This is a genomic window from Bacteroides stercorirosoris, from assembly GCF_900142015.1.
Lineage (GTDB): Bacteria > Bacteroidota > Bacteroidia > Bacteroidales > Bacteroidaceae > Bacteroides > Bacteroides stercorirosoris.
The window spans coordinates 42,983-58,317 of sequence record NZ_FQZN01000026.1; the positions used below are offsets into that span (position 1 = coordinate 42,983).

Genomic DNA, 15,335 nt, shown 5'->3' on the forward strand with positions numbered 1-15,335 from the left:
CTAAATTGAAAACTAACTAAGCGTAAGAAGTTTTGAGAAGAACATTATTCATCATATTATTATCTACTTTATTTTTTATAGGAAATATTCATGCGCAGGTCATCACCAGTGACTCGCTCGTGATGCACTATCTGCACCAGCAAGGCATTCCGGTCACCGGCAACAACGAAGTGAAACTTCTGATGAGCGGCCGGGAAAAGTTTATCGACCTTTTCGAGGAAATACGCCATGCCAAACATCACATCCATCTGGAATATTTCAATTTCCGCAACGACTCCATAGCCAATGCCCTCTTCGACCTTCTGGCGGAAAAAGCCCGGGAAGGTGTAGAAGTGCGTGCTCTGTTTGATGCTTTCGGCAACTGGTCGAACAGCAAGCCATTAAAGAAACATCACCTGAAAGCCATCCGTGACCGCGGAATCGAGATAGTGAAGTTCGATCCGATCACTTTCCCCTGGATTAATCATGCCATGCATCGCGACCACCGGAAGATTGTAGTTATTGACGGAAAAATAGGATACACCGGCGGCATGAACATTGCAGACTATTACATCACCGGACTGCCCAAAGTCGGCCAATGGCATGATATGCACATGCGCATCGAAGGAGATGCGGTGCGTTACCTGCAAGGCATCTTCCTCACAATGTGGAACCTGGAGACCAAGCAGCACGTGGGCGGCCCTGTCTACTTCCCCGATATGCCGCAACTGCCCGACAGTATAGCTGAAGAAATAGCCATCGTCGACCGCACTCCGCGGGAGACTCCACGTGCCATCAGCCACGTCTATGCAGCGTCCATCGCAGCGGCACAACACAGCATACAGATTGTGAACCCTTATTTCGTTCCGACAAAATCTATCCGGAAAGCCATCAAATCGGCCTTGAAGAAAGGAACGGAAGTAGAGATTATGATACCTGCCGTTTCAGATATTCCTTTTACTCCAGAGGCTTCTTTTTATATCGTTCACAAACTAATGAAGAAGGGGGCCAAAGTTTACCTCTTCAACGGAGGTTTCCATCATTCCAAAATCATGATGGTGGACAGGAATTTCTGTACCGTGGGTACGGCCAACCTGAACAGCCGCAGCCTGAGGTATGATTACGAAACAAATGCATTCATCTTCGACCCGGTAACTACCCATCAGCTGAACGATATGTTTGAACGGGACAAAAAGAATAGTACCCTACTCACCCCCGAAGTCTGGAAAAAGCGTTCCGGCTGGAAGAAATTTGTAGGTTGGGTGGGCAATCTGATGACACCGTTCCTCTAATTTTTAACCGGAAATTATTCTATCTGCCGAAGTTTAATTACCTTTGGCGAGGCAAAAAAGATTGCCTCTTTTGTTGTTTATAATTCGTAATCTGCAATCATGAAACAATATTTAGACTTACTCAATCGCGTACTGACCGAAGGGGTACATAAGGAAGACCGCACCGGAACCGGTACAATCAGTGTATTCGGCCATCAGATGCGCTTCAATATGGATGACGGTTTTCCCTGTCTTACCACCAAAAAATTACATCTGAAATCCATCATATACGAACTTCTATGGTTCCTGAATGGTGATACGAATGCCAAATATCTGCAAGATCATGGCGTCCGCATCTGGAACGAATGGGCAGATGAGAACGGTGATCTGGGACATATCTATGGTTATCAATGGCGCTCTTGGCCTGACTATAAAGGAGGCTCCATCGACCAAATCAGTGAAGCGGTGGAGACAATCCGCCGTAATCCTGACTCCCGCCGCATCATCGTCAGTGCCTGGAATGTAGGGGATCTCAATAATATGAATCTTCCTCCCTGTCACGCCTTCTTCCAATTCTACGTTGCAAATGGGCGATTAAGCCTGCAACTCTATCAGCGCAGTGCGGATATCTTCCTCGGTGTGCCATTCAATATCGCGTCATACGCTTTGTTGTTGCAGATGATGGCGCAGGTAACGGGACTCAAGGCCGGTGACTTTATTCATACTCTCGGCGATTCACATATTTACCTGAATCACTTGGAACAGGTGAAGTTACAACTCACCCGCGAGCCTCGTCCTCTACCGCAGATGAAGATTAATCCGGATGTAAAGAGTATCTTCGATTTCAAATATGAAGATTTTGAATTGGTGAATTACGACCCGCATCCACACATAGCAGGGAAAGTATCAGTTTAATTATGAGCTATAAATTATGAATTAGCTGCGCTATCATAACTCATAATTAATAATTTACAATTAATAATTATATATCATGGTTAGTATCATTGCCGCCGTGGACCGCAACTTAGGTATCGGCTTTCAAAATAAACTTTTATTCTGGCTTCCTAACGACCTGAAGCGTTTCAAAGCATTGACCACGGGAAACACTATCATCATGGGAAGAAAAACCTTCGAATCCCTCCCCAAAGGTGCATTGCCTAACCGGCGTAATGTGGTTTTATCTTCCAACCCTGAGACTCAATGCCTTGGCGCAGAAGTTTTTCCCACCCTTGAAGCCGCCTTACAAAGTTGCAAGGCCGAAGAGCTGGTGTATATTATCGGTGGTGCAAGCGTCTACAAACAGGCGATGCAAGTGGCGGATATGCTTTGTCTGACAGAGATTGATGCCGAAGCACCTCAGGCTGATGCTTATTTCCCGGTCGTAGACTCAAATGTATGGCATGAAAAAAGCAGGGAATCTCACCCTGCTGATGAGAAACATCCCTGCCCTTATGCATTTGTGGACTATGTCCGTAAGTAAATTCTAATCTTCGTCTACTTCCACCATTATCGGCATTTGCCGTTTGATGGCTTCATGGAAAGATATCAAAGTCTCAGTACGTGCCAATCCCAGCGGCTGTAATTTATCGTGGATAATACTCAGCAAATGATGATTGTTGCGTGCATAGAGTTTGATAAACATATCATATTTTCCTGTTGTAAAGTGACATTCCACGACTTCCGGAATAGCCTCAAGCGCCCTCGTCACTGCATCAAAAGATTCAGGATCTTTCAGGTAAATACCAATATAAGCGCAAGTCTCGTAACCTATTTTTTCCGGATCAATAACATATTCCGAACCTTTCAAAATACCTAAATTCGTCAGCTTTTGTATGCGTTGGTGTATAGCGGCTCCCGAAACATTACAAGCTCTTGCCACTTCAAGGAAAGGAATACGGGCATTATCTGCAATCAATTTCAGAATCTGCTCGTCTAAAGTATCCAATTGATGATGTCCCATTTCTAAATTTATGATTAATAAATAACGATTATTTCACCGTATTCTCATACGATAATGTGCAAAGTTAGCGAAATTTTTCCCAATAAAAATACGATTTATTACTTTTCTTGCTAAAAAAAGAATAAACCCGCACGCAAAACTTTTTTCATGCAAGCATGAAAGTACTGCGCTCAATTTGCATTATCTTTGGAAAAAAAATAAGAATGTTATGAAAAGATATCTTACACTCGCACTGTGCTTACTGATAGTAACAGTAAGCCGTGCACAAAACTACACCGAGTATTTTGCAGATAAAACACTGCGTGTCGATTATATCTTTACAGGAGATGTTTCGCGGCAGAACGTATCTCTGGACGAATTATCCGTGTTGCCGTCATGGGCGGGAAGACGTCACCATCTATCCGAATTACCCTTGCAAGGCAACGGACAAATCATTATGAAGGATTTGGAAAGCGGAAAAACAATCTACACGACTTCTTTCTCTTCCCTCTTCCAGGAATGGCTGGAAACTGACGAAGCTAAAGCTGTCTGTAAGGGATTTGAGAACACATTCCTGTTGCCGTATCCGTTACGTCCCGCAGAGATTGAAATCACACTTTTGAGTCCAAGAAAAGAAGTGAGAGCCCATCTGAAACATATTGTCCGCCCGGACGACGTACTCATCCACCAGAAAGGGCAAACACATATCACTCCGCATAAATACCTGTTAAAGAGTGGCAATACGGATAAATGCATCGATGTGGCCATCCTTGCAGAAGGTTATACACCTGAAGAAATGAACATATTCTACCAGGATGCGGAAATTGCCTGCGAAAGCTTATTCTCTCACGAACCGTTCAAAAGTATGAAGGACCGCTTTAATATTGTGGCTGTTGCCAGCCCCTCTGACGACAGTGGCGTGAGTGTTCCCCGATTAGGCGAATGGAAATATACTGCATTCAATTCGCATTTCAGCACATTCTATTCCGACCGTTACCTGACCACCCGCCGTGTGAAATCCATCCATGATGCCTTAGCCGGAATACCGTACGAGCATATCATTATCCTTGCCAACACCGAAGAATACGGTGGTGGTGGCATATACAACTCCTACACCTTGACCACTGCCCATCATCCTATGTTCCGCCCGGTAGTCGTACATGAATTCGGCCATAGCTTCGGCGGACTGGCCGATGAGTATTTCTACGATGACGATGTCATGACAGATACATACCCTCTGAACGTGGAGCCCTGGGAACAGAATATAAGTACCCGCATAGACTTTGCATCCAAATGGGAAGATATGCTTGCTAAAGGTACCCCAATCCCCACCCCGGCCAGCGAACAGGCTAAATATCCCGTAGGGGTGTATGAAGGAGGAGGTTACTCTGCCAAAGGTATCTTCCGCCCTGCTGACAACTGCCGTATGCGCACCAATGAACATCCTACATTCTGCCCGGTGTGCCAACGTGCACTACAACGGCTAATTGATTTTTATACTAAATAAAAAGGGAACTAAACTTTTAAAAAACAGCATTATGATCAGACTTCAGCGCATCAGCACTGCTGATGGATTTTTGTATGAGTACATGGAACAGTTGATAACCACTGCCTTCCCGCCGGAAGAATATCGCCCGTTGGAGGAACTGCGCCTGTACACTGACAACAAACCACATTTCCACAATAATATCATTTTCCATCATGATACTCCTGTGGGATTCATCACCTATTGGGATTTCGGTAAGTTCTATTATGTGGAACATTTTGCTATCGATCCTGCTCAACGCAATGGCGGACACGGCAAGACTGTATTAAGCCATCTATGCCAGTTACTTCAACGCTCCATTGTTTTGGAGGTAGAAACACCAGAAGAAGAGATGGCACAACGACGTATCAACTTCTATAAACGCCAAGGCTTCGTACTATGGGAAAAACCGTATCTGCAACCACCATACAGGCCCGGAGACAATTATCTTCCCATGCTGCTCATGGCTTATGGAAATTTAGAATGTGAGAGAGATTTTGAAACTGTAAAAGAACACATATACCGGGAAGTATATAACATAAAAGGATAAAAAATAAAGGGCGTTTGTTTCGAACAAACGCCCTTTATTTATATAGTTTAATCTAACTTCTTACTGACGCGGTTGCGCAGAATAGTTAAGTTTCAATGCATAAGCTTTACGAAGAGCTTCTTTGATATCTGTTACGATACCCATTTTCGTATCTTGGTCTACTTTCAAAGAAACAGTCATCTGCGGCTGATCCTCTTCTTTCATACTGGCACGTTCACCAATAATATAGTCTTGGATCTCAGCAACTTCAGCATAGCTGTCATTCAATTGGATACGGCTTTCATTACCCAGCTTCTTACGGAACTCGGCTGTAGGTTTTCCTACATAAATAAATGTAACCAAAGATTTCTTTTCCAGTTTTTCCAACTCAGTAGCTTGCGGAACCTTAAACTCAACCTTCAATGTTACCTCACGCATTGTTGTTACAATCATAAAGAAGAACAACAAAGTGAAGATAAGGTCAGGCAGAGAAGAAGTATTCAACGCAGGCATTTCGCGTTTACCAGTCTTATTAAATTTTCCCATTACTTCTTTTCTCCGTACTTTTTAGGTTCTGCCTCAGAGATCTTCTGAGGATAAATATCACGAATCGCTTTTTGTTGGTCTTCGTCCAAAGCAGCATAGTCCTTTCCCCATTTTTCCTGAGCCAATTCATCTCTCAGCTCATTGTAAGCAGCTACCAGTTCGTTCTGAACTGCCAGATATGCTTTATAGGAAGAACCACGGTCGCAACGCAAAGAAACTACATGCTTTTCCGTAACCTGCATGGTACCAAAGAAAGGAATGTCTTTCGCATGCTTTTCCGGTTTGGTCTCATCATTATACGGGTTGGCAATGAATTCTTTTGCCTTATCTCTCAATTGATCTACGTTGACATATTCTCCATTAGCCATCAACTGGTCGTTCATGTTCAAGAAGACTGTCATAACGTTACGCTCCTTAACCTTATCTGAATCATCCTTTCTATCTTCGGTTTCGGGTGGTGGCGGCAAACGTCTTGCCAAACCACGGTCTGTATCCATAGAAGTCGTAATCAAGAAGAAGATTAACAACAGGAAAGCGATATCCGCCGTAGAACTTGAGTTTATATCAGGAACTTTTCTTTTTCCTTTTGCCATTGTAATTACTCCATTAAATTGAGTTGCCTCAATCGATTATGATAATTTCTTTTTAATACTACTGAAAAGCATTGCAAGGACAGTCGCACCCAGCAAGAAGTAGAAAGAATAAAGGAACATATCAGTTATTTTCAGCCAGAACGGAACATTATCTGATCCATCATATCCTTGAATAACAAGAGGTTCACCGCTACCCATAGACCATGCAATAAACATTACAACGATCAGCAGAATAACGCCAATCAACGACTTCAAAGCCTTTACAGGATTATCTTTCAACGCACTACCAAACTGCAAGATAAATGCAGCTACCGTAGCAATTATAGCCAAACCTAACAAACCGTAAACCAAATAAAGCAAGGTATCAGTTTGTGCAGGCTGCCACATTTCAGGGTCAACGCCCATCAGTACTGCATCGCCCTGAGCATCTCCACCGAAGTAGAACAAGCCCAGCACTACCAAGATGGCAGCGAACATTACGTACAGTACGTAGTATGATACTTTATATGATAACTTAGCCATCTCAGATATTATTTTTTGTATTTCAAGTTATATTTGATAACCATATCCAACAAAGTGATAGAAGAATCTTCCATTTCACTTGTCAAAGCTTCAATCTTAGCCAGGATATAGTTATAGAATACCTGCAGAATCAAAGCAACGATCAAACCGAAGATAGTTGTAATCAAAGCGACTTTCATACCACCTGCTACAACCGTCGGAGAGATATCACCTACTTGTTGAATCTTATCAAATGCCTGCACCATACCGATTACAGTACCCAAGAATCCCAAAGACGGAGCCATTGCGATGAACAGCGTAATCCAAGAACATCCTTTTTCCAAATAACCAGCTTGTACACCACCGTAGGAAACTACTGACTTCTCAACTACGTCAATACCCTGATCAATTCTCATCAGACCTTGATAGTAGATAGAAGCGATAGGACCTCTGGTGCTACGTGCGATGTCTTTAGCAGCTTCTACGTCCCCTTTTTCCAAAGCAGCTTCAATAGCAGCCAAGAATTTCTTTGTGTTGATTTCAGCTAAGCTTAAGTAAATGATACGCTCGATACAGAATGCAAGACCAATAACCAAAGCGATAGCAACCAAACTCATGAAAGATGCAGTACCTTCAATAAATTTAGTTTTCAATTCTTTGTGAATACCACCTTCTTCTGCTTCTACAGTAGCATCACCAGCAGGAGCTGCCTGAGCTGCAGGAGCAGCTTGTTCTGTTTGTTCAGCTGCAGGAGCGTCTTGAGCCTGAGCAAGTTGAGTTGAGCCAAATGTTAAGACTCCCATCACAGCAACAATTGCAAATAACTTTTTCATTGTGTGTCTAATTTTTAAGATTAATTAATTAAATTGTTTATTATATTCATTTATTGTTTTTGTTTCCTTCTTTCATTCTGCGGAGAGACGGGGATTCGAACCCCGGATACCCTTTAGAGGTATACACGCTTTCCAGGCGTGCCTCTTCAACCACTCGAGCATCTCTCCAATAGACGCCTCTTTCTAAAACGGCTGCAAATTACAAAAAAAATGCGAACCACAAGCGTTTTCAGCTACAAATGTATTCTTTTTTTCGTTCCTGCCCTTCATTCTCCCCATTTTATCTTTAATAAAATCTCAAAATTAATAAACTTTAAAATCTTTGCAACGTTATTTGAGCATTCCAAACACTTTTAAAGCGTTTTCAGAAGTTACGTTTCCAACAGCCTCCGGAGACATCTGATAAACCTCGGAAACCTTCTTCAAGGTATCCTTCACGTAGGCACTTTCATTTCTCTTACCACGATTTGGCACCGGAGTCAGATAAGGGGAATCTGTTTCGAGAACAATCTTTTCCAAAGGTATTTCCAACAAAACTTCCGGAAGATGGGACTTTTTAAAAGTGACCACTCCATTTATCCCAATAGAGAAACCGGAAAACTCCAAAATCCGGGCAGCTTCATCGGCAGTGCCCGTAAAACTATGAAATATTCCTTTCAAAGGGCAGCTTTTATAAGGTTCCAGCACCTTATATATATAATCAAAAGCATCCCGGCAATGAATCACCACAGGAAGATCATATTCCAGCGCCCAATTGACCTGTTTATCCAATACAATTTGCTGTTCTTTCAGAAAGGTTTTGTCCCAATAGAGATCCATGCCAATCTCTCCTATTGCAACATATTCTCCAGAAGATTTTAATTCACGCGCCACAATTTCCAACTCTTTCACATAATCGGCGTTCACTGAAGTAGGATGCAAGCCAATCATCGGGAAACAATATCCCTTGTAAGTATTACATGCCGAAAGCATCGCATCAATAGTCGTACTGTCAATATTGGGCATAAATATATGGGTAACGCCCACAGCACGTGCACGTTCAATAACCTGTGGTAAATCTTCTGAAAATTCCTCTAAAAAAAGATGGGAATGCGTATCTATCAATCTCATTCGTTCGCTTCTTCTTTTCGTTTCTCGCCGGTACGGTAATAGTAAATCAGCCCGTAATCACGGCATAAATCCAAACGTTTCTCATTCGGAGAGACATCTTCGAATTTCTTCTCTACCTGATTCCAGATATCCAGTATCAGTTCATCCGCAGTAGTCCGCATGGCTGAAAGAGCTTCCAGACTACGCGCAGTCAAACTTTGCAGATTCTTCTGCCTGTCATAGCTATCTGTAAAAATATCATAATGCACCCTGACTTTCGCAATTGTAGGATTATAAATAGGAATTCCGCCTTGTGAGGTCCGTTTGGCTTCTCCATCTATAATTTTCCTCCCCCACTCCACCAAAGCGGCTTCTGCAGACAAATCCGGAACGTTCGTGCTATTAGCCGGCAAGCCATAATATGCTTTATGCGCCACACGAAGTTCCAAACGAATCACTGCCAGATTCAACACCTGAATAAAATGGGATATGTACAGACGCGCCATCTTCACATTAGCCTGATGTTTACGTCCGGCCTGGGACTGACGTTCAAAACATTGAGAATAGTAAGACTGGGCAGCTTCAAACCTTGTCAGGAAATTCCGGGCTTCAGTCAACGTCTTCAAAGAAACTGCCAAATCATAGAGGTTATGGGTGTCAACTTTTGCAACCACCGCTTTCAGTGCCCGTATTCTCGCCTGGTCTGTATTTGGTAATCTTCTATAAGGCATACTTCCAAAAAGCAAAACTACACTTCTCTGTGCATCAGATTTTCAATTATCTTTTTAAGTTCTTCTTTCTTCTCTTCGGCAAGACTGACAGCTGCCAGACTTTCCATTGCACGATTACTATATTCCGACATTTTATCTTCGCAAATCTCTTTCACACCAATCCGGTCATAAAGTTCCGTGACAGCTGCTATTTTCTCAGCCGGCTGAAAGTTTTCTGCATTTATCCAACCGTTCAACTGATCGCGCTGTTCCGCATTGGCATGCTCCAGCGCTTTTATCAGCATATATGTTTTTTTATTACAGAGGATGTCTCCACCGATATTCTTTCCAAATACTTTCGCATTGCCGTACACATCCAGAAAGTCATCTTTCAGTTGAAAAGCGACTCCTATATGCATACCAAAATCATACAGACGCTCGGCATCTTCCACTGAAGCACCGCCTAAACGAGCACCGATCTTCAAACTGGCAGCTAATAAAACCGCAGTTTTCAGACGAATCATTTCCAGATATTCTTCCGCCGTAACATCATTCCTGTCCTCAAATTCCATATCCATCTGCTGTCCCTCACATATTTCAAGAGCCGTCAGACTGAAAAGGTCCATTACTTCTTTCAGAAAAGCCTGAGGACACTCTGCCATAAACTGATAAGCAAGTACCAGCATGGCATCTCCCGAAAGAATGGCGGTATTATCATTCCAAACCTTGTGAACTGTTTCTTTTCCTCTGCGGCGGTCGGCACGATCCATCAAATCATCATGCAGAAGGGTATAATTATGATAAACTTCGATACCTGTGGCCGGAGCATAAATACGGGTTACGTCTTCCTGATACAAATTATATGCCATCAGCATCAATACCGGGCGAATGCGTTTTCCACCCATAGACAAGACATATTCCACCGGAGCATACAACCCTTTGGGAGTGCGCGTAAACTGCAAGCCAGCGATATGAGAATTAAAATTTTCGAGGAGCTCGGAAGCTGTAAACATAGTGATAGTGAATTAAGGAGAATAGAGACAATAAAAAGAGGCTGCTTTTCCGGCAGCCTCTTTTTTATATAGATAACGTATTACTGCAATCTGAACATTACAGGCACCGTATACTTAACACGTACCGGTTTACCACGCTGCATACCAGGTTTCCATTTCGGCATGGTACCGATTACACGGAGTGCTTCTTTGTCAAGATAGGGGTCAACACCTCTTATGACTTTAGCGTCTACAATACTACCGTCCTTGTTAACAACGAACTGTACTGTTACGCGACCTTGAGTACTATTTTCCTGTGCGATGGTCGGATATTTGATATTCTTACTCAAGAACTGCATCAAACCAGCCATACCACCATTCGGAAATTCAGGCATCTGCTCTACAACTTCAAAAATGGTTTGTTCTTCCGGTTCTTCTTCTACAACTGTTACAGGCACATATTTTACTTCTACTGCCGTACCAGTTTCTTCCGAAGAGGCGATTACGGTTTCTTCCACATCAGCATCGTCAGCTACGATTTCCAAAGTTTCGTTGATCGGAGCCACTTCTGGAGGAGGAGGAGCAACCTTTTCTTCCTGTTCAGTGATAGGAACCATTTCTTCTTCAAAATAGAGATCAGTCAGGGCCTGGCTCGTATCAATTTTGATATCGCGCTTTGTCCATTCAAATGCAATAAACATAAAAGCAAGCACAATAACATAACCAATAAGCATCCAAGTCGATTTCTTATTCTCCAAATCTGCTTTAGGTGTTTTTTTAATTTCCATAATTATAATATTATTTTAACGTGTTTCTCATTTTGGGCAAATATAGCACTTTTTCTGCAAAACGTTCAGCCGTACTATCTTTTTTAAGACAATATACACCCATTTTTATTTTTTTTATCCTTCAAAAAGCACACCTGCGCTTTTGTGCCACAAATGTAACGAGATATTTTAAAAATACCGTATCTTTGGCAATAATTTTAAATGAAATGTTGAAAAAGTCTTTTATAACGGCGCTACTACTCCTGATTTTCTCCGTTTTACGTGCACAAGACGGAACCAGCGCCTTTCAATTTCTGAAACTTCCTTTTTCCGCTCATGCCTCAGCATTGGGTGGAGAAAACATTTCTATCATAGAGGATGATGTGACTATGGCTGTTCAGAATCCGGCCCTTCTCTCCTGCGTGGCGGATAAAACTCTCAATCTGAACTATATGCTCTATATGGATGGAGTCAATGTTGCCGGAGCTGCATTTGCACGGACTGCAGGTGAACGATCCACATGGGCGGTTACCGCCCAGTACGCGGACTATGGAGAATTGAAAGAAACCACCGAAGAGAATATTGAAATCGGAACTTTCTCCGCCAAAGATATCTCCATATCGGGCATTTATACTTATGATTTAAGCGACTATTGGAGTGGTGGCGTACGTACCAACTTCATCTATTCTCATTACGACAAATACTCTTCATTCGCCATCGGCGTTGATCTGGGACTGAATTATTATTATCAGGAGTCTGATTTTTCCGCCTCACTCGTTGCACGTAATCTGGGAGGACAGCTCAAGGCTTTTGAAGAACGGCACGAAAAGTTACCTGTCGATGTGCTGTTAGGTTTCAGCAAACGGCTGGCACACGCCCCGTTCCGGATTTCCTTAACCCTGCATGATTTGACACACTGGAGTGCCTCAGCCACAGCGGCAAACAATTTCGGAAAGAAATTGTTAAATCATATTGCCCTCGGAATCGATTTTCTTCCCACCGACAACTTTTATCTGGCAGCCGGATACAATTTCCGCCGTGGAGAAGAAATGAAGATTAACGGTTCCAGCCACTGGGCTGGTTTCACCTGCGGTGCAGGCATACAACTGAAACGGTTGAAAGTGGGGATGGCATACGCCAAATACCATGTAAGTTCATCCTCTCTCATTTTTAATCTGTCATATACCTTATAATATATAATAGTATAACTCAAAATGAAAAAGATAACTATCGCAATCGACGGCTTTTCCTCTTGTGGGAAAAGCACTATGGCAAAAGACCTCGCCCGGGAAATAGGCTATATCTACATCGACAGTGGCGCCATGTACCGTGCAGTCACTCTATACAGTATAGAAAACGGCATATTTCAAGGAAATCAGATCGATACGGAAAGACTTCAGAAAGAAATCGACAATATCCATATCTCATTTCAACTGAATCAGGCAACCGGACGCCCGGACACTTACCTGAACGGAGTGAACGTAGAAGATAAGATCCGCAGTATAGTAGTTTCCTCACGCGTCAGCCCCATTGCTGCTTTAGGATTTGTACGTGAAGCTATGGTGGCCCAGCAACAGGCAATGGGAAACTCCAAAGGTATCGTCATGGACGGACGTGATATCGGAACCACCGTCTTTCCTGATGCCGAACTGAAAATCTTTGTGACTGCCACGCCCGAAATCCGTGCACAGCGTCGTTACGATGAGTTGAAAGCCAAAGGACAGGAAGCAAGTTTTGATGAAATTCTGGAAAATGTGAAGCAACGGGACTATATTGACCAGAACCGGGAAGTAAGCCCGCTTCGCAAAGCGGATGATGCATTGCTGCTGGACAATACGAATATGACTATTCCTCAACAAAAGGAATGGTTACAAGAACAATTCAACAAAACCGTTAAGGGATAAAATAAAAAGGGTGTAGCCCTGAGCCATAAAGGGTGTAGCCATCCGGGGCAAAGGGTGTAGCCTTGGGTAGTAAAGGGTGTAGCCCTTCGAGGAGATAGTTTACTACCTATATTTCAAGCTATTAGATTATGGTAAAAGTAGAAATAGACGAAGGTTCCGGCTTTTGCTTCGGTGTGGTCACTGCGATAAATAAAGCTGAAGAAGAGCTGACCAAAGGTGGTACTCTGTACTGCCTGGGAGACATTGTGCACAACAGCCGCGAAGTGGAACGCCTGAAAGAAATGGGCCTCATTACTATCAACCATGATGATTTCAACCATTTGCGCGATGCCAAAGTATTATTGCGGGCCCACGGTGAACCACCCGAAACGTATGAAATAGCCCGTCGCAACAACATTGAAATTATTGATGCCACTTGCCCGGTAGTACTCCGGCTACAAAAAAAAATAAAGCAAGAACATACACAGAAGAATGACGAAGATAAACAAATCGTCATTTACGGAAAAACCGGTCATGCAGAAGTCCTCGGACTGGTGGGGCAAACCAGCGGAGAAGCGATTGTTATCGAGAAACTGGAAGAAGCCAAAAAACTTGATTTCAGCAAGAGCATCCGCCTATACTCGCAAACCACAAAGTCACTGGATGAATTTCAAAATATAGTGGAATACATCAAGGAACATATTTCACCGGAAGTCACGTTTGAATATTACGATACTATCTGCCGCCAGGTAGCCAACCGCATTCCGAACATCCGGAAATTTGCAGCGTCACACGACCTGGTATTTTTCGTTAGCGGAAAGAAAAGTTCCAACGGAAAAATGTTGTTCAGCGAATGCCAAAAGGTTAATCCTAACTCCCACTTGATAGACAGTGCCGAAGAGATAGACGGTTCCTTATTAACCGGAGCAACTTCTATAGGAGTGTGCGGAGCAACCTCCACTCCGAAATGGCTGATGGAAGAAATTTCAAAGGCAATTCAATCTCGCCTTACAGGACAATAAGTCACCGTTTTGAAACAACAAATTAACATTAAATATGAATAACGCCCTCAGCTTTTTGCTATCTTTGCCGAGCGAAAACAGGCTGCGGTGCAGCGATTATTAACATCAAACTAAAAGATTGTTATGGGAACAGTTAAGTGCATAGGTATTTTGACATCCGGTGGTGATGCACCGGGGATGAACGCCGCTATTCGTGCGGTGACACGCTCTGCTATTTACAACGGACTACAAGTAAAAGGTATATATAGAGGTTACAGAGGTCTGGTAACCGGTGAAATCAAAGAATTCAAGAGCCAGAACGTAAGTAATATTATACAACTGGGCGGTACAATTTTGAAAACAGCCCGCTGCCAGGAATTCACAACACCCGAAGGACGCCAGATAGCGTATGATAACATGAAGAAAGAAGGTATCGACGCTTTGGTTATCATCGGTGGTGACGGCTCACTGACAGGTGCCCGCGTCTTCGCACAGGAATTCGATGTACCGTGTATCGGATTACCGGGTACGATTGATAATGACTTGTACGGAACGGATACGACCATTGGTTATGATACTGCTTTGAATACGATTCTGGATGCAGTAGATAAGATTCGCGATACCGCTACTTCTCACGAACGTTTATTTTTTGTCGAAGTTATGGGACGTGATGCCGGTTTCCTTGCTTTGAACGGCGCCATCGCATCGGGTGCGGAAGCAGCCATTATTCCGGAATTCAGTACGGAAGTCGACCAACTGGAAGAGTTTATCAAGAACGGTTTCCGCAAATCCAAGAACAGCAGTATCGTGCTTGTAGCCGAAAGTGAACTGACAGGCGGTGCCATGCATTTTGCAGAACGCGTGAAGAACGAGTACCCTCAATATGACGTACGCGTTACCATTCTCGGTCACCTGCAACGTGGTGGAAGCCCTACGGCTCACGACCGTATTCTTGCCAGCCGACTCGGTGCAGCTGCCATTGATGCAATCATGGAAGGACAACGAAACGTGATGATCGGTATCGAGCATGACGAAGTGGTATATGTGCCCTTCACTAAAGCGATCAAGAATGATAAGCCGATTAAGAGAGAGTTGGTGAATGTTCTGAGAGAATTATCTATTTAATTCGCAAATATTTCAAGTTATAATAATGGGTGCATCCCGGACGAATAATCAT

The 15,335-nt window shown here is 43.2% G+C and carries 18 protein-coding genes and 1 tRNA gene; 9 read left to right on the plus strand and 10 right to left on the minus strand.

All coding sequences use genetic code 11. The features are described 5' to 3' along the window. Positions 1 to 86 precede the first annotated feature (86 nt). The 3 genes from cls to BUC01_RS18175 all read left to right on the plus strand — a co-directional run bounded on the left by cls (position 87) and on the right by BUC01_RS18175 (position 2,730). Positions 87 to 1,271: a cardiolipin synthase gene (cls, locus tag BUC01_RS18165; protein WP_262484002.1), complete on the plus strand. Its 1,185-nt coding sequence runs from the start codon at positions 87 to 89 to the stop codon at positions 1,269 to 1,271. A 99-nt stretch (positions 1,272 to 1,370) separates the two neighbouring features. Beyond that, positions 1,371 to 2,165, plus strand: coding sequence for a thymidylate synthase (locus BUC01_RS18170; RefSeq protein WP_073314432.1), 795 nt, complete (start codon positions 1,371 to 1,373; stop codon positions 2,163 to 2,165). Between the two features lie 76 nt (positions 2,166 to 2,241). Further along, on the plus strand, positions 2,242 to 2,730 hold the full coding sequence (locus tag BUC01_RS18175; protein ID WP_025832104.1) for a dihydrofolate reductase: 489 nt from the start codon (positions 2,242 to 2,244) through the stop codon (positions 2,728 to 2,730). 3 nt (positions 2,731 to 2,733) lie between these two features. Here BUC01_RS18175 and BUC01_RS18180 read toward each other — a convergent pair whose 3' ends face one another. Continuing rightward, positions 2,734 to 3,210: an Lrp/AsnC family transcriptional regulator gene (locus BUC01_RS18180; RefSeq protein ID WP_009130727.1), complete on the minus strand. Its 477-nt coding sequence runs from the start codon at positions 3,208 to 3,210 to the stop codon at positions 2,734 to 2,736. Between the two features lie 208 nt (positions 3,211 to 3,418). Between BUC01_RS18180 and BUC01_RS18185 the strand changes: the two genes are divergently transcribed. Both BUC01_RS18185 and BUC01_RS18190 read left to right on the plus strand, forming a co-directional pair. Next, complete coding sequence (locus tag BUC01_RS18185) at positions 3,419 to 4,696, plus strand: IgA Peptidase M64 (protein ID WP_073314436.1); 1,278 nt, start codon at positions 3,419 to 3,421, stop codon at positions 4,694 to 4,696. 31 nt (positions 4,697 to 4,727) lie between these two features. Beyond that, positions 4,728 to 5,264, plus strand: a complete 537-nt coding sequence (locus BUC01_RS18190) for a GNAT family N-acetyltransferase (RefSeq protein ID WP_025832102.1) — start codon at positions 4,728 to 4,730, stop codon at positions 5,262 to 5,264. A gap of 60 nt (positions 5,265 to 5,324) precedes the next feature. Here BUC01_RS18190 and BUC01_RS18195 read toward each other — a convergent pair whose 3' ends face one another. From BUC01_RS18195 to BUC01_RS18240, 9 genes are all read right to left on the minus strand, one after another. Continuing rightward, positions 5,325 to 5,789 (minus strand): ExbD/TolR family protein, encoded by a 465-nt coding sequence (locus tag BUC01_RS18195; RefSeq protein ID WP_007210400.1) that lies wholly within the window; start codon positions 5,787 to 5,789, stop codon positions 5,325 to 5,327. After that, positions 5,789 to 6,382 (minus strand): ExbD/TolR family protein, encoded by a 594-nt coding sequence (locus tag BUC01_RS18200; RefSeq protein WP_025832098.1) that lies wholly within the window; start codon positions 6,380 to 6,382, stop codon positions 5,789 to 5,791. Before BUC01_RS18200 ends, BUC01_RS18195 begins: the two co-directional genes overlap by 1 nt. A 36-nt stretch (positions 6,383 to 6,418) precedes the next feature. Further along, positions 6,419 to 6,904: a hypothetical protein gene (locus tag BUC01_RS18205; RefSeq protein WP_025832096.1), complete on the minus strand. Its 486-nt coding sequence runs from the start codon at positions 6,902 to 6,904 to the stop codon at positions 6,419 to 6,421. A gap of 8 nt (positions 6,905 to 6,912) precedes the next feature. Next, entirely contained in the window at positions 6,913 to 7,716 is an 804-nt protein-coding gene (locus BUC01_RS18210) for a MotA/TolQ/ExbB proton channel family protein (protein WP_025832095.1), read from the minus strand. An 80-nt stretch (positions 7,717 to 7,796) separates the two neighbouring features. Beyond that, positions 7,797 to 7,884, minus strand: a tRNA-Ser gene (locus BUC01_RS18215). 162 nt (positions 7,885 to 8,046) lie between these two features. Continuing rightward, the gene (locus BUC01_RS18225) at positions 8,047 to 8,826 is read right to left on the minus strand and encodes a TatD family hydrolase (protein WP_025832094.1); all 780 of its coding nucleotides are present in this window, start codon (positions 8,824 to 8,826) and stop codon (positions 8,047 to 8,049) included. Next, the gene (locus BUC01_RS18230) at positions 8,823 to 9,536 is read right to left on the minus strand and encodes a hypothetical protein (protein WP_025832093.1); all 714 of its coding nucleotides are present in this window, start codon (positions 9,534 to 9,536) and stop codon (positions 8,823 to 8,825) included. Before BUC01_RS18230 ends, BUC01_RS18225 begins: the two co-directional genes overlap by 4 nt. A gap of 17 nt (positions 9,537 to 9,553) precedes the next feature. Then, on the minus strand, positions 9,554 to 10,528 hold the full coding sequence (locus tag BUC01_RS18235) for a polyprenyl synthetase family protein (RefSeq protein ID WP_025832092.1): 975 nt from the start codon (positions 10,526 to 10,528) through the stop codon (positions 9,554 to 9,556). An 80-nt stretch (positions 10,529 to 10,608) separates the two neighbouring features. Further along, the gene (locus BUC01_RS18240; RefSeq protein WP_025832091.1) at positions 10,609 to 11,295 is read right to left on the minus strand and encodes an energy transducer TonB; all 687 of its coding nucleotides are present in this window, start codon (positions 11,293 to 11,295) and stop codon (positions 10,609 to 10,611) included. A 206-nt stretch (positions 11,296 to 11,501) separates the two neighbouring features. Between BUC01_RS18240 and porQ the strand changes: the two genes are divergently transcribed. The 4 genes from porQ (at position 11,502) to pfkA (ending at position 15,283) form a co-directional block, all read left to right on the plus strand. Beyond that, on the plus strand, positions 11,502 to 12,467 hold the full coding sequence (gene porQ, locus BUC01_RS18245; protein ID WP_034524323.1) for a type IX secretion system protein PorQ: 966 nt from the start codon (positions 11,502 to 11,504) through the stop codon (positions 12,465 to 12,467). Positions 12,468 to 12,488: 21 nt separating this feature from the next. Then, on the plus strand, positions 12,489 to 13,178 hold the full coding sequence (cmk, locus tag BUC01_RS18250) for a (d)CMP kinase (RefSeq protein ID WP_025832089.1): 690 nt from the start codon (positions 12,489 to 12,491) through the stop codon (positions 13,176 to 13,178). 128 nt (positions 13,179 to 13,306) lie between these two features. Further along, a complete protein-coding gene (locus tag BUC01_RS18255) occupies positions 13,307 to 14,179 on the plus strand; it encodes a 4-hydroxy-3-methylbut-2-enyl diphosphate reductase (RefSeq protein ID WP_025832087.1) in 873 nt (290 codons plus the stop codon). A gap of 123 nt (positions 14,180 to 14,302) precedes the next feature. Beyond that, entirely contained in the window at positions 14,303 to 15,283 is a 981-nt protein-coding gene (gene pfkA / locus BUC01_RS18260) for a 6-phosphofructokinase (protein WP_025832086.1), read from the plus strand. Positions 15,284 to 15,335 lie beyond the last annotated feature (52 nt).